This is a genomic window from Actinosynnema sp. NPDC004786 (assembly GCF_053601135.1).
Genome location: NZ_JBSGBG010000082.1, coordinates 1 through 19610 on the forward strand (window position 1 = coordinate 1; position 19610 = coordinate 19610).

The following is a 19610-nucleotide window of genomic DNA, read 5'->3' on the forward strand; positions in this document are numbered from 1 at the left end:
GCAGGCTTGGCGGGCGCTTTTTCCGCCGAGCCTGCCCGGCTTTGGCCTGCCTGTGGTGCCCGTAAGGGCCCCATGTCAAATCGAGCCGGTCAGGCGCACCGCACGCCAACGAACAAAAACCAAAAGCGTCCTCGCCGGACGGGCAGATCAGCAGGATGGAGGGGTTCGGGCGGTCAACTCCCGTACCAGCCGGAGCCGGACTCCGCGCCATCCCACCGACCTCCACAAGGGCTACCACACGCGTCAAGGGGGCGGTATAGGAACACAATCAGGCAATGCATGCACGCCGCCCCCTTGACACGTGCGGTAGGGCTGCGCCAGGTCGGCGGGATGGCACGGAGCCCTCCCTCTTTTTGGGGTAGGACAGGGGGTTGGCGTGTGGGGGTGGCGTAGGGGGTTAGGTGGTGAAGAAGTGGTTGATGATCGTGGTGGCGAGGTTGGTGGCGGTTTGGGCGGTGGTGTCGAGGACCAGGTGGGCTTCAGGTGGCGGTGGGGTGGGGTTGGCGAGGTGGCGCAGGTGCTCGTCGGGTAGGCCGCGCAGGTCGTCGCCGGGGATGGCCGGGCCTTGGCCGGCGCCGCGCAGGAGCAGGCGGGTGACGAGGTCGTCGTGGGTCGCGTGCAGCCAGCAGAGGTTGGCGTCGGGGAGGAGGTCGGGGTGGTGTTCGCCGGTGATCACCAGGTGGTGCGCGCCCTCTTCGAGGTAGACGCGGCGGACGGCGTGGAGGCGGCGGGCGGTGGCGGGCAGGTCGAGGGGTGGGGTGGCGAAGGTCAGTTGGGCCACGTCGAGGTAGCCGGCCTTGGTGGTCGTGACGAGGCGGCGGTAGACCTCCCAGGCCACGGTCGACTTGCCGACCGCGCGGGGGCCGGAGATCCACACGGTGGTCACGCGGTCCACCTCTTCCGGATTTCCGCGGCGATCGAGGTCGGTGTGCGGCGGTCGGTGTCCACGGTGAAGTCGGCGAAGTCGGTGGCGTCGAGGGCTTCCGCGTCGGCGAGCGCCTGGTCGACGGCTTCGGTGAGCCAACCGCGGCCCAGGAAGCGGGTGCGCAGTTCGTCGCGGTGGACCCGCAGCCGGCACAGGGTGATGTCGGCGCCGGGCAGGCGGTCGGTGTACCGGCGGGCGTCCTCCGGGGTGTTGAGGAAGCCGGAGACGACCAGCGGGGAACCCCGGAACTCCGGCCACAGCGCGCCGAGCGCCTTCGACTTGACGCGGTGGTTCTCCGGGTCGTCGGCGGCCGTCGGGTGGCAGAGGCCGAGTTGGTCGGCGTCGACGTAGGACGCCCGGTCGAAGAGGCGGTGGACCAGGAAACCGACCGTCGACTTGCCGACGCCGGACGGGCCGAGGAGCCAGAGCACGGTGGTCATCGCGCGCGAGGGTAGAGCGGTGCGACGCCGCGTCGCGATCGGTTTTCGGTTGCTTGAACCTTTCTCGCGATCACGCCACGGTGGGGGCATGCCGTCCACGGTGAAGAACGCGACGCTGCTGTTCCTGGGGCGCACCGTCGTCCGGGCGCAAGCCCTCCTCGGCGACCCCGCCGCCCGGTTGCTCGGGCTCAGCCCGACCAACGACCCCTACCCCGTGTACGAGTCGGTGCGCGGGCAGGGGCTCCTGGTGAAGACGAAGATGGGGCTGTACCTCACCGCCTCGCACGAGTTGTGCTCCACGATCCTGCGCGATCCCGGTTTCGGGCCGCTGTCCGCGGGCGAGTTGTCCCCGGTGGACTCGTCGGTGCAGCCCGACGGGCGGCGGCTGGTGAACCCGGTCGAGGAGTCCTTCCTGGTGCTCAACCCGCCCGAGCACACCCGGCTGCGGCGGTTGGTCGCGCCCTGGTTCACGCCGCGCGGGCTGCGCGCGCAGGTGGCCACGGTGGAGCGGGTGGTCGAGGAGTACCTGGACGAGGTGGCGGACCGAGGGGTGTTCGACCTCGTGGGCGACTTCGCGGCCAGGGTGCCGATCCAGGTGATCGTCGACCTGCTCGGCGTGCCGGGCGCGGACCACGCGACGTTCGCCCGGTGGGGCAGCGCGCTGGTCAACGCGCTCGACGGCGTGCGCGACATGCGGGACCTGCGGGCGTTGCAGACCGCGTTGCGGGAGTTCGAAGCGTTCCTGGACGACCTGATCGCGCACCGGCGGCGGCACCCGGGCGGGGACGACATCGTGTCCGCGTTGGTGGCGCACGACGACCTGTCCCGCGAGGACCTGATCGCCACGACGGAACTGCTGCTGGTGGCCGGGTTCGAGACCACCGTCAACCTGATCGGCAACTCGGTGCTCGCGGTGCTGGGCCACCCCGGGGTGCGCGAGCGCCTGCTCGCCGACCCCGACTACGCGGACGCCGTCATCGAGGAGACGCTGCGCCACGACCCGCCGGTGCAGTACACGGTGCGGGTGCCGTTCGAGGCGACCGAGGTCGCGGGCACGCGGCTGCCGAAGGGCACGCCGATCATGCTCATGCTCGCGGCGGCCAACCGGGACCCGGCGGTGTTCGCCGACCCGCACCGGTTCGACCCGGACCGCCCGAACGCGCGCGAGCACCTGGCGTTCTCGTCGGGCATCCACTTCTGCCTCGGCGCGGGCCTCGCCCGCATGGAGGCCGCGGCGGCGCTGCGAGGGCTGTTCCGCCGCTTCCCGGACCTCAAGGCGGCGGGCCGGGTGCACCGCCGCCCGTCCCGGGCGATCCGGGGTCCGGCGCGGTTCCCGGTCACGCCGGGCGCGACAAAACACCACCCGATCGTGCAAACCCTCGGCTGAAACCCGGGGAAGTGGTGCATGCTTGTACCGCGCGTCGACCCGCCGCACCGCCGCCGCGGCGGGTCGTTGCGCCCTTTCCGCACTACTGCGGACCACTGCCCCGCTGTGTGGCGTCGTGCTCCCGCCGCGCGCGTTCGACCTTGTCCAGGTTCGCCGCGGACCACTCGGCCAGGTGCGCGAACAACGGCGCGAGGCTGCGCCCGAGGTCGCTGATCTCGTACTCCACCCTGGGCGGCACTTCGGCGTGGTAGGTGCGGACGACGAGCCCGTCGCGCTCCAACTGGCGCAGGCGCTGGGTCAGCACCTTGGGCGTGATCGTGGTGATGCGGCGCGCCAGCTCCACGAACCGCTGCCGCCCGTACTCGTTGAGCGCCCAGAGGATCGGGGTCGTCCAGCGGCTGAACACGAGGTCCACCACCGGCGCGATGGGGCAGGCCAGTTCGGGCTCGGTCGTTGTGCCACTGGTCACATCGGACCCCTTCCGCCATTACTTTCCTCTAGGTACCTACTATATCGAGGGAAGTAGCGTCCCCGTTGTTCGAGAGCGGAACAACGGGGAGCGGACATGATCGTGGTGACAGGGGCGACCGGGAACGTCGGCCGGGCGCTGGTGCGGGTGCTGGCCGGGGCGGGCGAGCGGGTGACGGCCGTGTCGCGCGGGGAGGCGCCGCCGGGCGTGCGGCACGTGCGGGCGGACCTCGCCCGGCCGGACAGCCTGCGACCGGCGCTCGACGGCGCGTCGGCGCTGTTCCTGCTGACGTCCGGCGACTTCACGGCGCGCGGCGACGGCGGCGCGGTGCTCGGCGACGTGCTCGACCACGCCCGCGCGGCCGGGGTGGGCCGGGTCGTGCTGCTGTCCTCGCAGGGCGTCGGCACGGGGCGGCACTCGCCGCACCTGGAGGAGGCGGTCATGCGGTCGGGCCTGGAGTGGACGGTGCTGCGGCCGGGCGGGTTCGCCTCGAACAGCTACGCGTGGGCCACGACGATCCGGGAGCAGCGGCTGGCCGCCGCGCCGTTCGCGGACGTGGCGCTGCCCGTCGTGGACCCGGACGACATCGCCGCGGTGGCCGCGGCGGCGTTGCGCGAGGAGCGCCACGGCGGCCGGACGTACGTGCTGACCGGACCGGAGGCGGTCACGCCGCGGCAGCAGGTCGCCGCCATCGGGGACGCGCTGGGCGAACCGGTGCGGTTCGTGGAGCTGAGCCGCGAGGAGGCCAGGGCCGGCATGGCGGCGGTCATGCCGGAGGTGGTCGCGGACGCCACCCTGGACATCCTCGGCACGCCGACCGCCGACGAGCGGCGGGTGCACGCCGACGTCGAACGGGTGCTCGGCCGGCCGGCGGGCACGTTCGCCGACTGGGCGGCGCGGCACGCGGCCGCCTTCCGGTGACCGCGCGGTGAGGGGCGCGCCGCGCCCCTCACCGCCGGCGTCACGTCAGTGGACGCCCTGCATCAACCGGTGGATCGCCTTCGTGGCCACGACCAGCGCGACGCCCAGCGCGATCGCCACCGCGCCCAGCACGCCGAAGTACGCCACCGCGTTCTCGTCGCTGTAGAACCGCACCACGATCGCGCCGACGCCGGAGCCGGCCGCCGTGGCGAGGAACCACAGGCCCATGGTCTGCGACGCGAACGCGCGCGGCGCGAGCTTGGTCGTCACGGACAGGCCCACGGGCGACAGCAGCAGCTCGCCGCACGTCATGACCAGGTACATGACCACCAGCCACAGGAAGCTCACCCGCACCGACGGGTCGCCCTGGCTCGCGACCATCATCAGCAGGAACGACAAGCCGACCAGCAGCAGCGCGTAGCCGAACTTGCGCGGCGTCGCGGGCTGGCGGTTGGCCAGCTTCACCCACAGCAGGGCGAACAGCGGGGCCACCGCGATGATCATCACCGGGTTGATGGACTGGATGAACGACGGCGGGAACGTCAGGCCCAGGAAGGAGTTGTCGACCCGGGTGTCGGCGAACGCCGCGATCACCGTGGCGCTCTGCTCGAACAGCAGCCAGAACATCGCCGCCGCGATGAACAGCGGCACGTAGGCGATCACCCGCGACCGCTCCACCTTCGTGGTCCGCTTGCTGCGGATCATCACGGTGAAGTAGCCGATCGGCAGCAGCACCGACAGCAGGCTGATCAGGTTGATCACGCCCTCCGCGCCCAGCACCCCGAGCACGACCAGCAACGCCACCACGGCCACCGCGCCCAGCGACACGGCGACGATCCGGCCGATCACCCGGCCGCGCTCCGCCGGGGGCAGCGGGTTCGGCGGCACGGCGGCCGAGTCGCCCAGGCCGCGCCGGCCGAGCCGGTAGACGAGCAGGCCCAGCGCCATGCCGACGGCGGCCGCGCCGAAGCCGAGGTGCCAGTCGTAGTTCTCGCCGAGGAAACCGCACACCAGCGGCGCGAGGAAGCCGCCGAGGTTGATGCCCATGTAGAAGATCGTGAAGCCCGAGTCCCGGCGCGGGTCCTGCTGGTCGTACAGGCCGCCGACCACGGTCGAGATGTTCGGCTTGAGCAGCCCGGTGCCCAGGACGATCAGGACCAGGCCGGTGTAGACGCCCGCCACGCCGATCGGCAGCGCGAGCGCGATGTGCCCGAACATGATCAGCACGCCGCCGTAGAACACGGCCCGCTGGCCGCCCAGCACCCGGTCGGCCAGCCAGCCGCCCGCCACGCCGGACATGTAGACCGACGAGCCGTAGATGGCGACCAGGGACAACGCGAAGCTCTTGTCGAGCCCGAGCGCGCCTTCGGCGGTGGAGCGGTACAGGTAGTAGGCGAGGATCGCCTTCATCCCGTAGTAGGAGAAGCGCTCCCAGAGTTCGGTGAAGAACAGCGTCGACAGTCCTCGGGGGTGACCGAAGAAGCCCCGCTGCGGGGTGGAGACGGCGCTCGTGGCGCTCACTGATCCTCCTGGGTGTCAACGATGTCGCCGTAGGCGTACCGGTCCACGTTACGCCGTACGGGTGTACCGGATGAAATCGGCGTTCCGCCGAGTGGCCCACTCCACACGCTCGGGGTGCGGCCGGGTTCAACGTTTGGTGCACTCGTGGGGTGGATCTGATCGAGGCTCACGGACGCGCGATGACGGAGTTCGACTCGCGGGTGCGCCGGGTGCGCCCCGAGCAGTGGGACTGGGGCACGCCGTGCAAGGAGTGGTCGGTCCGGGACCTGGTGAACCACCTGGTCCACGAGCAGCTCTGGGCGCCCGAGCTGCTGGCCGGCTGCACGGTCGAGCAGGTGGGCGACAGGTTCGACGGCGACCAGCTCGGCGACGACCCCCTGCACTCGTGGGTGCTGGCGGCGGCCGCGGCCAGGGAGGCGTGGATCGCGCCGAAGGCCCTGCTCAAGCCGGTGCACCTCAGCTACGGCAAGTCGACGGCGGTCGAGTACGGCTGGCAGATGACCTCGGACCTGGCGGTGCACGCCTGGGACCTGGCCCGCGCCCTCGGGGTGGACGAGCGGATCGACCCCGACCTGGCCGAGGCGGTGCTGGAGTACGTCGAGCCGAACGCGGAGACCTGGGCGGCGACCGGGTTGTTCGACCCGCCGGTGCCGGTGCCCGACGACGCCGACCCGCAGACGAAGTTGGTCGCCCTGCTCGGGCGCACGCCCTAGGCGGTCGGTCGAAGGAGGTGTTCCCCGCGGGGAGGGCTCATCGGAAGCCCTCCCCGCGGGCTTTTCCTCGGTCCGGGCGGGGCCCCCGGGACCAAGACCGGTCGCGCACACCCCGTCCCGCGCAGCTCCCCGACTACGCGGGACGGGGCGTGCCTCCCCCTCGCGGCGTGCGGAGTCCCCGACGTCTCGACGCACACCACAGTGATAGACCCGCCGGCGTTGTCAGCGGTCGGCCCGCGCGCACCTGACAACATTCCCCGGACAACGACGCCGGGGCGCGGGTGCGGTGCGGCGCAGGTCAGGGCCCGGTGACGCCGGGCTCCCAGCTCTCCGGGCGGCCGCTCTCGGTCAGCAGGAGCTGCCAGTCGCCGAACCCCATCGGCGCGTCGTGGTGCCACGGGAACCGGCCGTCCGCGGTCGGCAGGATGATCTGCACGGCGGCGAAGTCGCCCTTGCCGTAGAGCAGGAACGCGCTGCCGAAGAACTCCGGGTAGAAGCCCTTGAAGACCCGTTCGAACGTGACCGGCACGCCCTCGAAGAAGTCGTGGTACAGCCGGCCGGGCACGAACCGCTCCCCCCGCCGGGCCCGGTCCACGTAGGCGCGGATGAGCACCTGGGCGTGCTCGGGCGGCAGGCCGATGACCACGGCCTCGGCCACGCCGAACCGGCGCCACGCGCCGACGGAGAACGAGTAGCCGGCGCCCTCCTCGTCCTCGGGCACCGTGACCACGGCGTGGCCGTGCTGCTCGGCCTGCGTCAGCAGCCAGTTGCGCAGGTTGAGGTCCTGGACGGAGGGGCCGTGGGGGTTCGACACGGACGCCATTGTGCCCGGTGCCCGCCCGGACGGACGGCGGCCCCGCACCGGAGCGCCCGGCGCGGGGCCGCGACGGCGGCGGACCGGGGTCAGCCGACCTCGGCCATCACCTCGTCCGACACGTCGAAGTTCGCGTACACGTTCTGCACGTCGTCGCAGTCCTCGAGCGCGTCGATGAGCTTGAAGATCTTCCGCGCGCCCTCGGCCTCCAGCTGCACCGTCACCGAGGGCAGGAAGTTGGCCTCCGCCGACTCGTAGTCGTACCCGGCGTCCTGGAGCGCCTTGCGCACCGCGACCAGGTCACCGGCCTCCGACACGACCTCGTAGCTCTCGCCCAGGTCGTTGACCTCCTCGGCGCCCGCGTCGAGCACCGCCATCAGCACGTCGTCCTCGGTCAGGTCTCCCTTGGGCACGATCACCACGCCCTTGCGGGTGAACATGTAGGCCACCGAGCCGGGGTCGGCCATCGAGCCGCCGTTGCGCGTCATCGCGGTGCGGACCTCGGACGCGGCCCGGTTGCGGTTGTCGGTCAGGCACTCGACCAGCACCGCCACGCCGTTGGGGCCGTAGCCCTCGTACATGATGGTCTGCCAGTCGGCGCCGCCGGCCTCCTCGCCACCGCCGCGCTTGCGGGCGCGCTCGATGTTGTCCAGCGGCACCGAGTTCTTCCGGGCCTTCTGGATGGCGTCGTACAGGGTCGGGTTGCCGTCCGGGTCGCTACCGCCGGTGCGGGCCGCCACCTCGATGTTCTTGATCAGACGCGCGAAGAGCTTGCCGCGCTTGGCGTCGATTGCGGCCTTCTTGTGCTTGGTGGTCGCCCACTTTGAGTGGCCGCTCATTTCTCCTCCGTCGAATACTCAGCCCGCGGCACGGACCATGTCCACGAAAAGGCGGTGCACGCGCCCGTCACCGGTCAGTTCCGGGTGGAACGAGGTGGCGAGCACGTGCCCCTGCCGAACCGCGACGATCCTACCGGCGGCATCCCCCGCGTCCTCGGATTCGGGCACCCTGGCGAGCACTTCCACGTCCGATCCCGCCGATTCCACCCACGGGGCGCGGATGAACACCGCGTGGACCTCGCCCACGTCGGTGAAGTCGAGGTCCGCCTCGAAGGAATCGACCTGCCTGCCGAACGCGTTGCGGCGCACCACGATGTCGAGCCCGCCGAGCTGGTGCTGGTCGGGCCGGCCGTCCAGGACGCGGTCGGCGAGCAGGATCATCCCGGCGCACGACCCGTAGGCGGGCATGCCCTCCTTGATCCGGGCGCGCAGCGGCTCCAGCAGGTCGAACGTGGCGAGCAGCCGGCTGATGGCCGTCGACTCGCCGCCCGGCAGCACCACGCCGTCGACCTCGGCCAGCTCCTCGGGCCGGCGGATCGGGCGGGCGAGCACGTCGGCCTCGGCCAACGCGACGAGGTGCTCACGGACGTCGCCCTGGAGGGCGAGGACACCGACGACGGACACGGCTGGTTTTCCTCCTAGGTGAACTGCCACCAGCCTAGGTGACCGGGCCGGGCGGGTGCTCGTGGCACCCGCCCGGCCGTTCGGTCTTCCCGCGGCGCGCTAGTCGCGCGGCGCGACCCGCTCGTCGGCCTGGTGGGCCGCCGAACGACGGGCTCGGACGGCTCGCCAGCCGACGAACAGCAGCACGGCGAGCACGGGGATGGACCAGAACGCGATGCGCTCCGCCGGTCCGGCGAACGCCATCAGCACGATGACGAGCGCGAGGAAGGCCAGCGTCGCGTAGCCCGTGTAGGGCGCTCCGGGCATCCGGTAGGAGGGCCGCTCGACCTCGCCGCGCAGGGCGGCCTGGCGCAGCCGCAGCTGGGAGACGATGAGCGTGGCCCAGGTGGCGACCACGCCGAGCGAGGCCACCGCGATGGCGATGTCGAACGCCTCCTTCGGCACGAGGTAGTTGAGGACCACGCCGAACAGGTAGGCGACCGAGGTGAACAGGATCCCGCCGTACGGGACGTGCCTGCGGTTCATCCGGCCGGTGAACGCGGGCGCTTCGCCCTGCTGCGCCAGCGAGCGCAGGATGCGCCCGGTGGAGTAGAGGCCCGAATTGCACGACGACAGCGCGGCGGTGAGCACGACCGCGTTCATCACGTCGCCGACGCCGGCGATGCCGAGCGCGGAGAACACGGTGACGAACGGGCTTTCCGCGCCGCTGTAGAGGCTCCACGGCAGCAGCATCGCGAGCAGCAGCACGGACCCGACGTAGAAGATGCCGATCCGGTAGACGACGCCGTTGATGGCCTTGGGCAGCACCTGGCGCGGATTGGCGGTCTCCCCCGCCGCGATGCCGACCAGCTCGATGGCCGAATAAGCGAAGATGACCGCCTGGAGGGTCATCAGGGCGATGCCGACGCCGGCCGGGAACATGCCGCCGTGCGCGAACAGGTTGTGCACGCCCGCTTGGCTGCTCCCGACGTCCGCGCCGCCGATCACGAGGGCGACGCCGGTGAAGAGGAACACGACGATCGCGGTGACCTTGACGACGCTGAACCAGAACTCCAGCTCGCCGAACAGCTTCACCGACAGCAGGTTGACCAGCACCAGGAAACCGAGCGCGAGCAGCGCGGTGACCCACTGCGGCAGGTCCGGCAGCCAGCGGTGCACGTAGATGGCCACGGCGGTGATCTCGGCGATGCCGGTCATCGCCCAGTTCACCCAGTACATCCAGCCGGAGGTGAAGCCGGCCCACGGTCCGATGAACTCGCGGGCGTATTCCACGAAACTGCCCGCGGTGGGCCGGTGCAGCACCAATTCGCCGAGCGCGCGCATCACGAAGAACGCGGCCAGGCCGCACAGGGCGTAGGAGAAGACGAGCGACGGACCGGCTTGGGCGAGTTTGCCGCCGGCGCCGAGGAACAGGCCGACGCCGATGGCGCCACCGATGGCGATCATCTGCACCTGGCGCTTGGACAGCGCTTTGGTGTAGCCGTCGGCGTCGGGTTCCGCGACCGTCTGCTCAATCATGGTGGCCGAACGCTAGTGGCTCCCGGCCGGCTCCCGGAAACCGCTTGAGGAAGGCTTGATGTAATCCTCTTCACAGCGCCCGGAGAGGGCCTGGTCAAGATCCTCCCAGAGGTCTTCCACGTCCTCCAGGCCCACGCTGAGCCGCAGCAGGTTGGCGGGCACGCCGGACGCCTCGCGGTCGGCGGCGGCCACCAGCCGGTGGGTCAGCGCGGCCGGGTGCTCGATCAGCGTGTCGACCGCGCCGAGGCTGACGGCGGGCGTGATCAACCGGAGCCTGCGCACCACGGCGGTGGGGTCCTCGCGGGTGGTGAACGCGAGCACCGCGCCCGGACCGCGCATCTGCGTGCCGACCAGGCCGTTCGGGTCCGCGCCGGGCAGGCTCGGGTGCCGCACCAGGCCGGTGCCGGGGTGGGCGTCGAGGCGGGCCGCCAGGTCGGTGGCGCTGCGCTGGGCGGCCTCGACGCGCAGCGGCAGCGTGGCCAGGCCGCGGTGCATGAGGTAGCCGCCGAGGGGGTGCAGCACGGCCCCGGTGACGATCCGGACCTGGCGCAGCGGTCCGGCGTGCTCCTCGTCGCAGGCCACCACGCCGCCGAGCACGTCGCCGTGCCCGCCGAGGTACTTGGTGCCCGAGTGCAGCACGTAGGTCACGCCGTGGGCGGCCGGGTTCTGCAGGACCGGCGTGGCGAAGGTGTTGTCCACGACCACCGGCACGTCGCCCGCCTGGGCGACGACGGCGGAGAGGTCGACCAGGTCGAGGTTCGGGTTGGCCGGGGTCTCGATGACGACCAGCCCGGTCTGCGGGGTGACGGCGTCGGCGACCCGGTCGGCGGTGGCGTAGGTCGTGCGCACGCCGAGCAGGCCGGACGACAGCAGGTGGTCGGTGCCGCCGTAGATGGGGCGCACGGCGACCACGTGCGGCTTGCCGGTCAGCACGCACGCGGCCTGCACCACGGCGGTCACCGCGGCCATGCCGCTGCCGAACGCGACCGCGGTCGGCGTGCCCTCCAGCGCGGCGAGCGCCTGCTCGAACCGGGCCACGGTCGGGTTGTGCAGCCGGGAGTAGACCGGCGAGGCGGCGTGCGCCGCGCCCTCGGCGAGGTGTTGCAGCGCCTGGCCGCCCTCGGCCTGGTCGGGGATCGGGTAGGTGGTGGACAGGTCGATCGGCAGGGCGTGCACGCCCAGGTCGGCGAGGTCGTCGCGCCCACCGTGCACCGCCGTCGTTCGCAACCGGGTCATGGCGGAATCCTGGACGTATCGTCGGCGGTCGCGGCACAAGTCCGCAGCGGGTTCGGTGTCGGGGAGGTTTCGGCGTGTTGGATTCGGTGGACGCGGCGATCGTGCAGGAGTTGCAGAAGGACGCTCGGCTGCCCAACAAGGACCTGGCGGAGCGGGTGAAGGTGGCGGCGTCCACGTGCGTGGTCCGGCACCGGTCGCTGCGCGAGCGCGGGGTGATCACCGGGTACCACGCGGAGGTGGACCTGGCGGCGATGGGACGGCCGGTGCAGGCGATCATCGCGGTGCGCGTGCGGCCCCACACGAGGGCGATCGTGGAGCCGTTCATGGACTACGTGCTGACGTTGCCGGAGGTGCTGGCCATGTCGCACGTGGCGGGGCCGGAGGACTTCCTGGTGCACGTGGCGGTCGCGGACACGGCGCACTTGCAGCGGTTGGTGCTGGATCGGTTCACGACGCGGCGGGAGGTCAGCGAGGTGCAGACCAACCTGCTGTTCCAGCACGTGCGGAAGCACACGGTGCCGCCGGCGGGTGGGGGTGGGGCGGGGTGGTGAGGACGGTGGAGGGCAAGAGCCGAAAGAGTCTTCGCCGGACGGGCGGATCAGCAGGATGACGGGGTTCGCCGAGCGTGTGCGGCACTGGCCTGGCCTCCGGTTATTGGTGAAGGGCGTGGCTCGTCGTTGAGCCGGTGGGGTGAATTTGTGTTAACAAGGGTCATGGGGATCGATGCGTTGCGTGACCTGCTCGACGGGCGGTGGGCGTCGTTGCGCCGCCGGTCGTTGGAACTGCTCGGCGAGTTGAAGCCCGTGGGCGAGTTGGAGCGGGAGGAGTACCGGGCCTGGGTGTCGGAGCAGATGCACGCGTTGGCGGCCGGTGGGCACCCGTTGATCGGGTTCCCGGCCGCGTACGGCGGGCAGGACGACGTCGGCGGGTCCGTGGTGGCGTTCGAGGTGTTGGGGTTCGGCGACCTGTCGCTCATGGTCAAGGCCGGGGTGCAGTGGGGGTTGTTCGGTGGGGCGGTGCAGGCGTTGGGCACGGCGGAGCACCACGAGCGGTACCTGCCGGCGATCATGAGCCTGGAGTTGCCCGGGTGCTTCGCGATGACGGAGAGCGGGCACGGGTCGGATGTGCAGCACCTGCGGACGACGGCGACGTACGACCCGGACACCGAGGAGTTCGTGGTGCACACGCCGGATCCGGCGGCGCGCAAGGACTACATCGGCAACGCGGCGCGGGACGGGCGGATGGCGGTGGTGTTCGCGCAGCTCGTGACCGGCGGTGAGGCGCGTGGGGTGCACGCGGTGCTGGTGCCGATCCGGGACGCGGCCGGCGCGCCGATGCCGGGGGTGCGGATCGAGGACTGCGGGCCGAAGGCCGGGTTGAACGGGGTGGACAACGGGCGGTTGTGGTTCGACCGGGTCCGCGTGCCCCGGGAGAACCTGCTCAACCGGTACGGGGACGTGGCGCCGGACGGCACGTACTCCAGTCCGATCGAGGGTGAGGGGCGGCGGTTCTTCACCATGCTCGGGACGTTGGTGCGCGGGCGGATCAGCGTGGCCGGCGGGGCGGGCAGCGCCACGAAGAAGGCGTTGGCGCTGGCGGTTCGGTACGGGTCGACGCGACGGCAGTTCACGCGGCCCGACACCGGTGAGGAAGTCGTGGTGCTCGACTACCTGGCGCACCAGCGGCGGTTGCTGCCGGCGCTGGCGACGTCGTACGCGCTGCACTTCGCGCAGGAGGAGTTGGTGTCGGCGCTGCACGACGTGGACGACGATCGGCGGCAGCGGGAGCTGGAGTCGCGGGCCGCCGGGTTGAAGGCGGTGGCGACGTGGCACGCCACGAAGACGATCCAGGTCTGCCGGGAGGCGTGCGGTGGTGCGGGCTACCTGTCGGAGAACCTGCTCGGCGCGCTCAAGGCGGACACCGACGTGTTCACCACGTTCGAGGGTGACAACACGGTGTTGTTGCAGCTGGTCGCGAAGGGGTTGCTGACCAGCTACCGGGACCACGTGGGCGACCTGGACCCGTGGGGCATGGCCCGGTTCGTGGCCGACCAGGCGGTGGGCGTGGTGATCGAGCGGACCGCCGCGCGGGCGATCATCGACCGGTTGGTGTCGGGCAGCTCGGACGCGTTGCTGGACCGGGGCTGGCAGGTGCGGTTGTTCGAGGACCGCGAGAAGCACGTGCTGGAGGGGTTGGCGCGGCGGTTGCGGCGGGCGTCGGAGGAGGACGCGTTCGACGTGTTCAACGCGGCGCAGGACCACGTGCTGCACGCGGCCCGGGTGCACGTGGACCGGGTGGTGCTGGAGGCGTTCGTGGCGGCGGTGGACCGGTGCCCGGACCCGGAGGCGACGGCGCTGCTGGACCAGGTGTGCGACCTGTACGCGTTGAGCACGATCGAGGCGGACCGGGCGTGGTTCCTGGAGCACGGCAGGCTCACGCCGCAGCGGTCGAAGGCGGTGTCGCAGGCGGTGAACGAGCTGTGCGGGCGGTTGCGGCCGCACGCCCGGACGCTGGTGGACGCGTTCGGGATCCCCGAGACCTGGCTCGCCGCGCCGATCGCCGGGGCGTGAGGGAGTGGACGAGAGCGCGGTGATCAGCGCGGGGCTGGCGCGGTACGTGCGGGCGGTCGCCGAGCGGGTGGGCGTGCCGGCCGAGGGCACGGAGTTCGAGGTCAGCGACACGGCCACGGCCTACCTGGGCCTGGAGGGGCCGGGGCCGGACCTGATGCTGCTGTGGAACGAGCGGCGCGGGTGGTCGATCGCGGTGGAGACCGGGCCGGCCGAGAGGCCGATCGTCGTCGCGCACTTCGGCCCGCCTCGCGTGCCGTCGCCGGAGGAGGTGGCGCGGTTCGTGCGGGACGTCCTGGCGGGCGGTCCGGGAGGTCCGGAGCCGGAGTTCGGGCCGGAGCAGGACCGGCGCGCGCTCGCCGAACGGCTCGCCGCGTACCTGGAGGATTAGCCGAGGCCGGCCAGGCGCAGGAGGGCGGTGGTCGTCGCGGCCAGCACGACCACCACCACGAACGGGGCCTTCCGCCACGCGGCGATCCCGCCCACCAGCACGCCGATCGGCAGCGCGAGGCCCGCGAACGACTGGCCCTTGGTCAGGGTGGACGTCACGACCAGGGCGAACAGCAGCACGGTCGCCGAAGTGGTCATGAGCAGCCTGACCCGGGCGGACAGCGTGAGGCGGTCCCGCAGCAGCGGTCCGGCGAGGCGGAACGCGTAGGTGCCCGCGGCGAGCACCAGGACGGCGGTCAGCGTCATCCCGCCACCTCCTGCCGGGCGGTGACGAGCAGGCCGCCGAGTGCGAACAGCACCGGCACGCCCGGTGGCAGGAACGGGGTGGCGGCCAGCGCGAGCGCCGCGCCGAGCAGGGCGGCGTGCCGGGTGGCCGCGTCCTTGAGGGCGGGCAGGAGCAGCGCGAGCAGGGCCGCCGGGAAGGCGGCGTCCAGCCCGAAGGCGTTGGGGTCGCCGATGTTCCGGCCGACCAGCGCGCCGGCGACGACGGCGACGTTCCACGAGAGGAACAGCGCGACGCCGCACGACCAGTAGGCGGCCTTCGCCCGGCCGGGGTCGCTCTGGGCGAGCGCGAACGCGGTGGTCTCGTCGATGAGCAGGTGGCTGCCGACGAGGCGGTGGAGCAGGCGCTTGCCGAGCACGTCGCCGACCGCCAGGCCGAACGGCAGGTGGCGGACGTTGAGCAGCAGGCCCGCGAGCACCGCGGCGGCCGGGCTGCCGCCCGCGGCGACCACCCCGACCGCCATGAACTGCGAGCCACCGGCGAAGACCAGCAGCGACATCACCACGGGCAGCCACCACGGCAGGCCCGCGGCGGTCGAGATCGCGCCGAACGAGGTGCCGCTGACCGCCGCGCCGGCGGCCACCGCGGAGACGTCACGCAGCAGCCGGGCATCCAGGGTTCGCCATGTCGAACGCATCGTCTTCTACGATGAACAGTGACCGGGCCGTTCGTCAAGCCGAACGATTGGACTGTCATGTCGAACACAGGGGCGCCGCTCGACGTCATCGCCGCCTCCCTGCGGCGGGAGCGCGAGCGCGCCGGGCTGTCGTTGAGCGAGCTGGCCAAGCGGGCGGGCATCGCCAAGTCCACGCTGTCCCAACTGGAGGCCGCGGTCGGCAACCCCAGCGTGGAGACGCTGTGGGCGCTCGGCGTGGCGCTGGGCGTGCCGTTCTCGCGCCTGGTCGACCCGCCGACGCCCCGCGTCCGCGTGGTCCGCGCGGGAGAGGGTCCGGCGATCTACTCGGAACGCGCCCACTACACCGCGACGCTGCTGTCGTCGTGCCCTCCGGGCGCGCGCCGCGACATCTACCGCCTCAACCTGGAACCGGGCCCGGCCCGCGACTCCGAACCCCACATGCCGGGGACGGTGGAGCACGTCATCGTCAGCACGGGCCGCATGCTCGCGGGACCGCAAACGGAGCCGGTCGAGCTGAACCCCGGCGACTACCTGCTCTACCCCGGCGACGTGCCGCACACGGCCCAGGCACTCGAACCGGGGACGTCCGCCCTGCTGGTCTCGGAGCACGTCTGACGCACCGGTGCGGGGGATCCAGCCGAGCGCGCGACCGACCGACGTACCCGGCATGGGCGAACAGGCGGTCAAGCGGGTCCACGTTCGCGGCGTGCCCGCCGACGTGGTCGAGGTCCTCCGGGGGCGGGCGAAGGAGAAGGGGTTGCCGATGAACGCCTACCTGCGACTCGTGCTCATCGGGTTGGCGGATCGGCCACACGTGCGCCCGTGACGCGACCGCGGCCCGCCGGTGGTCCGACGGGCCGCGGTCGAGGGGCTTACCAGCCGCGCTCGGCCAGGCGGTGCGGCTCCGGGATCTCGTCCACGTTGATGCCGACCATGGCCTCGCCCAGGCCGCGCGACACCTTCGCGATCACGTCCGGGTCGTCGTAGAAGGTCGTCGCCTTCACGATCGCCTCGGCGCGCTGCACCGGGTTGCCGGACTTGAAGATGCCCGACCCGACGAACACGCCCTCCGCGCCGAGCTGCATCATCATCGCCGCGTCGGCCGGGGTCGCGATGCCGCCGGCGGTGAACAGCACGACCGGCAGCTTGCCCGCCTCCGCGACCTCGCGCACCAGCTCGTACGGGGCCTGCAGCTCCTTCGCCGCGACGTACAGCTCGTCCGCGGGCAGGTTCTGGAGGCGCTTGATCTCCGCGCGGATCTTGCGCATGTGCGTGGTGGCGTTCGAGACGTCACCCGTGCCGGCCTCGCCCTTGGAGCGGATCATCGCCGCGCCCTCGGTGATGCGGCGCAGCGCCTCGCCCAGGTTCGTCGCGCCGCACACGAACGGCACGGTGAACTGCCACTTGTCGATGTGGTTGGCGTAGTCGGCCGGGGTCAGCACCTCGGACTCGTCGATGTAGTCCACGCCGAGCGACTGCAGCACCTGCGCCTCGACGAAGTGGCCGATGCGGGCCTTGGCCATCACCGGGATGGACACCGCCTCGATGATGCCGTCGATCATGTCCGGGTCGCTCATCCGGGACACGCCGCCCTGGGCGCGGATGTCGGCCGGCACCCGCTCCAACGCCATGACGGCCACCGCGCCGGCGTCCTCGGCGATCTTGGCCTGCTCGGCGTTGACCACGTCCATGATCACGCCGCCCTTGAGCATCTCCGCCATGCCCCGCTTGACGCGGGAAGTGCCGGTGACCTGGGTGCCGGCGTCGGGTGAAGTGGTCACGACCAGCCTTTCTCGAAGTAGGGGCGAACGGCACCCATGGTACGGCCGACGTGGACCGCCGAAGCATGCCAATCAGGCCCGTTCTCGGCAGGCCACTTCCCCTCCCTTCGCAGGTAGTGGCGTACGCCACCCGTTGGAATAGGACCGCGCCCCGACCTCCGACCGGATTCCTCCTGCCGGGTTGGGTGTGGCCGCTTGGGGTTGTCCGCCCCGGCCCACGGGTGTGAGATCGGACACTAAACACTTGTGGAGGGTGGTCCCAATGGGCAGCAAACACTCCGACAACGGCCACTCGGCAGGCGCGGTCGCTGTGGACGACCCGGCCAAGGTCCGCAACGTCGTGCTGGTCGGCCCGTCCGGCTCCGGCAAGACGACGCTCGCCGAGGCCCTGCTCGCCAGCACCGGCGTCCTGACCCGACCGGGCTCGGTCACCGAGGGCACCACGGTGTGCGACCACGACCCCGCGGCGGTCCGCCAGCAGCGGTCCGTGGGCCTCGCGGTGGCCCCCGTCCGGCACGGCGACATCAAGATCAACCTCATCGACACGCCCGGTTACGCGGACTTCGTCGGCGAGCTGCGGGCCGGGCTGCGCGCGGCCGACGCGGCGCTGTTCGTGGTCTCCGCGGCCGAAGGCGTCGACCCCGCCACCGTCGCGCTGTGGGAGGAGTGCGCCGCGGTGGGCATGCCCCGCGCGGTCGTGGTCGCGCGGACCGACCACCAGCGCGCCGACGTGCTCACCGGGATCGCCGCGTGCCAGGCGGCGTTCGGCGCGGGCGTGGTGCCGCTCTACCTGCCCGACGGCGACGGCCTGGTCAACCTGCTCACCACCGACGACCCCCGCTTCGAGGAGCAGCGCAACGCGCTCATCGAGGGGATCATCGCGGAGAGCGAGGACGAGACCCTGATGGACCGCTACCTCGGCGGCGAGGAGGTCGACCAGGCGACGCTCGTCGCGGACCTGGAGACGGCGGTCGCCCGCGGCTCGTTCCACCCCGTCATGCCGGTGTGCGCGCTGACCGGCCTCGGCCTGCCGGAACTGCTCGACGGCATCGCCCGCGCGTTCCCCTCTCCCCTGGAACACCCGCTGCCCGACGTGACGGGCGTGGACGGCATCCCCCGCCCCCGCCTGGAGGCCGACCCGAACGGACCGCTCGTGGCCGAGGTCGTGCGCACGGCCGTCGACTCGTACGTGGGCCGGGTGTCGCTGGTGCGCGTGTTCTCCGGGACGCTGCGCCCGGAACGCCCGGTGCACGTGTCGGGCCACGGCCTGGCCGACCGCGGCCACGAGGACCACGACGTCGACGAACGCGTCGCGCACGTCTACTCGCCGCTGGGCGCGAACCTGCGCGAGGTGCCGTACTGCGTGGCGGGCGACCTGTGCGCGTTGACCAAGCTCGGCTCGGCCGAGACCGGCGACACGGTGTCCGCCCCGGACCAACCGCTGCTGGTCGCGCCGTGGGAGATGCCGGAACCCCTGCTGCCGGTGGCCGTGGTGCCGCGCAGCCGCAGCGACGAGGACAACCTCGCCCGGAACCTGGGCAAGCTCGTGGCCGGCGACCCGACGTTGCGGCTGGAGCGCAACCCCGAGACGCACCAGCTCGTGCTGTGGTGCATGGGCGAGGCGCACGCGGACGTCGTGCTGGCCCGGCTGCGCGCGGGCGGCGCGGAGGTCGACACCGAGCCCGTGCGGGTGGCGTTGCGGGAGACGTTCGTCGGCCAGGCCAAGGGCCACGGCCGGCACGTGAAGCAGTCCGGCGGCCACGGCCAGTACGCGGTCTGCGACATCGTCGTCGACCCACTGCCACGCGGCTCGGGCTTCGAGTTCGTGGACCGGATCGTCGGCGGCGCGATCCCGAACCAGTTCATCCCCAGCGTGGAGAAGGGCGTCCGGGCCCAACTGGAACGGGGCCTGCAAGGCGGCCACCCGGTCGTGGACATCCGCGTCACCCTGGTCGACGGCAAAGCCCACTCGGTCGACTCCTCCGACGCCGCCTTCCAAACGGCCGGCGCCCTCGCCCTGAAAGACGCCGCCGCCAACGCCGGCACCGCCCTCCTCGAACCCGTGGACGAGGTCACCGTGCGCCTGCCGGACGACCACCTGGGCACCGTCCTGGGCGACCTCTCCAGCCGCCGCGGCCGCGTGCTGGGAACCGAGGCGGACACCCCGGGCTACACCGTCATCCGCGCCGAAGTCCCCGCCACCGAACTCCTCCGCTACGCCGTCGAACTCCGCTCACTGACCTCGGGCACCGGCACCTACACCCGCCGCTTCACCCGCTACGACCCCCTCCCCCAATCCCTAGCAACCCAAACCAGATAACAACCACCAACCCAAACAACCCCCGGCAACCAACCCCCACCCAACCCACCCACATCGGACCCGCAGCGCGCCCACCGAGGCTCGATTTGACATGGGTTCGGGTGCCTTAGGCTGGACGAAGCCGGCAGGCCTGGCGGGACGCTTTTCCCCGCCGGGCCTGCCGGC

The 19610-nt window shown here is 71.9% G+C and carries 21 protein-coding genes; 9 read left to right on the top strand and 12 right to left on the bottom strand.

Features of this window, described 5'->3' with window-relative positions; genetic code table 11:
- Nucleotides 1–397: 397 nt before the first annotated feature.
- Entirely contained in the window at nt 398–886 is a 489-nt protein-coding gene (locus ACWEFJ_RS38120) for a DEAD/DEAH box helicase family protein (RefSeq protein WP_378090834.1), read from the bottom strand.
- Nucleotides 883–1365 (bottom strand): DEAD/DEAH box helicase family protein, encoded by a 483-nt coding sequence (locus ACWEFJ_RS38125; RefSeq protein ID WP_378090833.1) that lies wholly within the window; start codon nt 1363–1365, stop codon nt 883–885. The genes ACWEFJ_RS38120 and ACWEFJ_RS38125 overlap by 4 nt, the downstream gene beginning before the upstream one ends.
- Before the next feature lie 88 nt (nt 1366–1453).
- On the opposite strand from ACWEFJ_RS38125, the gene ACWEFJ_RS38130 reads away from it, so the two are divergent.
- On the top strand, nt 1454–2752 hold the full coding sequence (locus ACWEFJ_RS38130) for a cytochrome P450 (protein WP_378090832.1): 1299 nt from the start codon (nt 1454–1456) through the stop codon (nt 2750–2752).
- Nucleotides 2753–2834: 82 nt separating this feature from the next.
- Here the strand turns inward: ACWEFJ_RS38130 and ACWEFJ_RS38135 are convergent, their stop codons facing one another.
- Complete coding sequence (locus tag ACWEFJ_RS38135; RefSeq protein WP_449716777.1) at nt 2835–3221, bottom strand: winged helix-turn-helix transcriptional regulator; 387 nt, start codon at nt 3219–3221, stop codon at nt 2835–2837.
- Nucleotides 3222–3317: 96 nt separating this feature from the next.
- On the opposite strand from ACWEFJ_RS38135, the gene ACWEFJ_RS38140 reads away from it, so the two are divergent.
- Entirely contained in the window at nt 3318–4142 is an 825-nt protein-coding gene (locus ACWEFJ_RS38140; RefSeq protein ID WP_449716778.1) for an NAD(P)H-binding protein, read from the top strand.
- 45 nt (nt 4143–4187) lie between these two features.
- Here ACWEFJ_RS38140 and ACWEFJ_RS38145 read toward each other — a convergent pair whose 3' ends face one another.
- A complete protein-coding gene (locus ACWEFJ_RS38145; protein ID WP_449716779.1) occupies nt 4188–5663 on the bottom strand; it encodes a peptide MFS transporter in 1476 nt (491 codons plus the stop codon).
- Nucleotides 5664–5842: 179 nt separating this feature from the next.
- Between ACWEFJ_RS38145 and ACWEFJ_RS38150 the strand changes: the two genes are divergently transcribed.
- A complete protein-coding gene (locus ACWEFJ_RS38150; protein WP_378090828.1) occupies nt 5843–6376 on the top strand; it encodes a TIGR03086 family metal-binding protein in 534 nt (177 codons plus the stop codon).
- 298 nt (nt 6377–6674) lie between these two features.
- Here the strand turns inward: ACWEFJ_RS38150 and ACWEFJ_RS38155 are convergent, their stop codons facing one another.
- The 5 genes from ACWEFJ_RS38155 to ACWEFJ_RS38175 form a co-directional block, all read right to left on the bottom strand.
- Nucleotides 6675–7199: a DUF4262 domain-containing protein gene (locus tag ACWEFJ_RS38155; protein ID WP_378090827.1), complete on the bottom strand. Its 525-nt coding sequence runs from the start codon at nt 7197–7199 to the stop codon at nt 6675–6677.
- A gap of 80 nt (nt 7200–7279) precedes the next feature.
- On the bottom strand, nt 7280–8029 hold the full coding sequence (locus ACWEFJ_RS38160) for a YebC/PmpR family DNA-binding transcriptional regulator (RefSeq protein ID WP_378090826.1): 750 nt from the start codon (nt 8027–8029) through the stop codon (nt 7280–7282).
- Between the two features lie 18 nt (nt 8030–8047).
- A complete protein-coding gene (pdxT, locus tag ACWEFJ_RS38165; RefSeq protein WP_378090825.1) occupies nt 8048–8653 on the bottom strand; it encodes a pyridoxal 5'-phosphate synthase glutaminase subunit PdxT in 606 nt (201 codons plus the stop codon).
- Nucleotides 8654–8752: 99 nt separating this feature from the next.
- The gene (locus tag ACWEFJ_RS38170; protein WP_449716780.1) at nt 8753–10171 is read right to left on the bottom strand and encodes an amino acid permease; all 1419 of its coding nucleotides are present in this window, start codon (nt 10169–10171) and stop codon (nt 8753–8755) included.
- Between the two features lie 12 nt (nt 10172–10183).
- Complete coding sequence (locus ACWEFJ_RS38175; RefSeq protein WP_449716781.1) at nt 10184–11407, bottom strand: trans-sulfuration enzyme family protein; 1224 nt, start codon at nt 11405–11407, stop codon at nt 10184–10186.
- A 74-nt stretch (nt 11408–11481) separates the two neighbouring features.
- On the opposite strand from ACWEFJ_RS38175, the gene ACWEFJ_RS38180 reads away from it, so the two are divergent.
- The 3 genes from ACWEFJ_RS38180 (at nt 11482) to ACWEFJ_RS38190 (ending at nt 14365) form a co-directional block, all read left to right on the top strand.
- Complete coding sequence (locus ACWEFJ_RS38180) at nt 11482–11958, top strand: Lrp/AsnC family transcriptional regulator (protein WP_449716782.1); 477 nt, start codon at nt 11482–11484, stop codon at nt 11956–11958.
- 162 nt (nt 11959–12120) lie between these two features.
- Nucleotides 12121–13977 carry an acyl-CoA dehydrogenase family protein gene (locus tag ACWEFJ_RS38185; protein WP_449716783.1) on the top strand — a complete coding sequence of 619 codons (1857 nt, stop codon included), beginning with the start codon at nt 12121–12123 and terminating at the stop codon, nt 13975–13977.
- 4 nt (nt 13978–13981) lie between these two features.
- Nucleotides 13982–14365: a DUF6292 family protein gene (locus ACWEFJ_RS38190; RefSeq protein ID WP_378085097.1), complete on the top strand. Its 384-nt coding sequence runs from the start codon at nt 13982–13984 to the stop codon at nt 14363–14365.
- Here the strand turns inward: ACWEFJ_RS38190 and ACWEFJ_RS38195 are convergent.
- Together ACWEFJ_RS38195 and ACWEFJ_RS38200 are read right to left on the bottom strand one after the other, a co-directional pair.
- Nucleotides 14362–14670, bottom strand: a complete 309-nt coding sequence (locus ACWEFJ_RS38195; RefSeq protein ID WP_378085099.1) for an AzlD domain-containing protein — start codon at nt 14668–14670, stop codon at nt 14362–14364. The genes ACWEFJ_RS38190 and ACWEFJ_RS38195 overlap by 4 nt on opposite strands.
- Nucleotides 14667–15344, bottom strand: coding sequence for an AzlC family ABC transporter permease (locus ACWEFJ_RS38200; protein ID WP_449716784.1), 678 nt, complete (start codon nt 15342–15344; stop codon nt 14667–14669). Before ACWEFJ_RS38200 ends, ACWEFJ_RS38195 begins: the two co-directional genes overlap by 4 nt.
- 57 nt (nt 15345–15401) lie before the next feature.
- On the opposite strand from ACWEFJ_RS38200, the gene ACWEFJ_RS38205 reads away from it, so the two are divergent.
- Both ACWEFJ_RS38205 and ACWEFJ_RS38210 read left to right on the top strand, forming a co-directional pair.
- Nucleotides 15402–15959: a helix-turn-helix domain-containing protein gene (locus ACWEFJ_RS38205; protein ID WP_378085103.1), complete on the top strand. Its 558-nt coding sequence runs from the start codon at nt 15402–15404 to the stop codon at nt 15957–15959.
- Nucleotides 15960–16011: 52 nt separating this feature from the next.
- Nucleotides 16012–16170, top strand: coding sequence for a hypothetical protein (locus ACWEFJ_RS38210; RefSeq protein WP_378085105.1), 159 nt, complete (start codon nt 16012–16014; stop codon nt 16168–16170).
- 46 nt (nt 16171–16216) lie between these two features.
- Here ACWEFJ_RS38210 and pdxS read toward each other — a convergent pair whose 3' ends face one another.
- Nucleotides 16217–17125, bottom strand: a complete 909-nt coding sequence (gene pdxS, locus ACWEFJ_RS38215; RefSeq protein ID WP_378085107.1) for a pyridoxal 5'-phosphate synthase lyase subunit PdxS — start codon at nt 17123–17125, stop codon at nt 16217–16219.
- A 262-nt stretch (nt 17126–17387) separates the two neighbouring features.
- Between pdxS and ACWEFJ_RS38220 the strand changes: the two genes are divergently transcribed.
- The gene (locus tag ACWEFJ_RS38220; protein WP_449716785.1) at nt 17388–19445 is read left to right on the top strand and encodes an elongation factor G-like protein EF-G2; all 2058 of its coding nucleotides are present in this window, start codon (nt 17388–17390) and stop codon (nt 19443–19445) included.
- The last annotated feature ends 165 nt before the right edge of the window (nt 19446–19610 follow it).

Coding starts and splice junctions, on each gene's coding strand:
- ACWEFJ_RS38125 (WP_378090833.1), bottom strand. CDS start 1,365: ATGACCACCGTGCTCTGGCTCCTCGGCCCGTCCGGCGTCGGCAAGTCG.
- ACWEFJ_RS38130 (WP_378090832.1), top strand. CDS start 1,454: ATGCCGTCCACGGTGAAGAACGCGACGCTGCTGTTCCTGGGGCGCACC.
- ACWEFJ_RS38140 (WP_449716778.1), top strand. CDS start 3,318: ATGATCGTGGTGACAGGGGCGACCGGGAACGTCGGCCGGGCGCTGGTG.
- ACWEFJ_RS38150 (WP_378090828.1), top strand. CDS start 5,843: ATGACGGAGTTCGACTCGCGGGTGCGCCGGGTGCGCCCCGAGCAGTGG.
- ACWEFJ_RS38155 (WP_378090827.1), bottom strand. CDS start 7,199: ATGGCGTCCGTGTCGAACCCCCACGGCCCCTCCGTCCAGGACCTCAAC.
- ACWEFJ_RS38160 (WP_378090826.1), bottom strand. CDS start 8,029: ATGAGCGGCCACTCAAAGTGGGCGACCACCAAGCACAAGAAGGCCGCA.
- ACWEFJ_RS38170 (WP_449716780.1), bottom strand. CDS start 10,171: ATGATTGAGCAGACGGTCGCGGAACCCGACGCCGACGGCTACACCAAA.
- ACWEFJ_RS38175 (WP_449716781.1), bottom strand. CDS start 11,407: ATGACCCGGTTGCGAACGACGGCGGTGCACGGTGGGCGCGACGACCTC.
- ACWEFJ_RS38185 (WP_449716783.1), top strand. CDS start 12,121: ATGGGGATCGATGCGTTGCGTGACCTGCTCGACGGGCGGTGGGCGTCG.
- ACWEFJ_RS38195 (WP_378085099.1), bottom strand. CDS start 14,670: ATGACGCTGACCGCCGTCCTGGTGCTCGCCGCGGGCACCTACGCGTTC.
- ACWEFJ_RS38200 (WP_449716784.1), bottom strand. CDS start 15,344: ATGCGTTCGACATGGCGAACCCTGGATGCCCGGCTGCTGCGTGACGTC.
- ACWEFJ_RS38205 (WP_378085103.1), top strand. CDS start 15,402: ATGTCGAACACAGGGGCGCCGCTCGACGTCATCGCCGCCTCCCTGCGG.
- ACWEFJ_RS38210 (WP_378085105.1), top strand. CDS start 16,012: ATGGGCGAACAGGCGGTCAAGCGGGTCCACGTTCGCGGCGTGCCCGCC.
- ACWEFJ_RS38220 (WP_449716785.1), top strand. CDS start 17,388: ATGGGCAGCAAACACTCCGACAACGGCCACTCGGCAGGCGCGGTCGCT.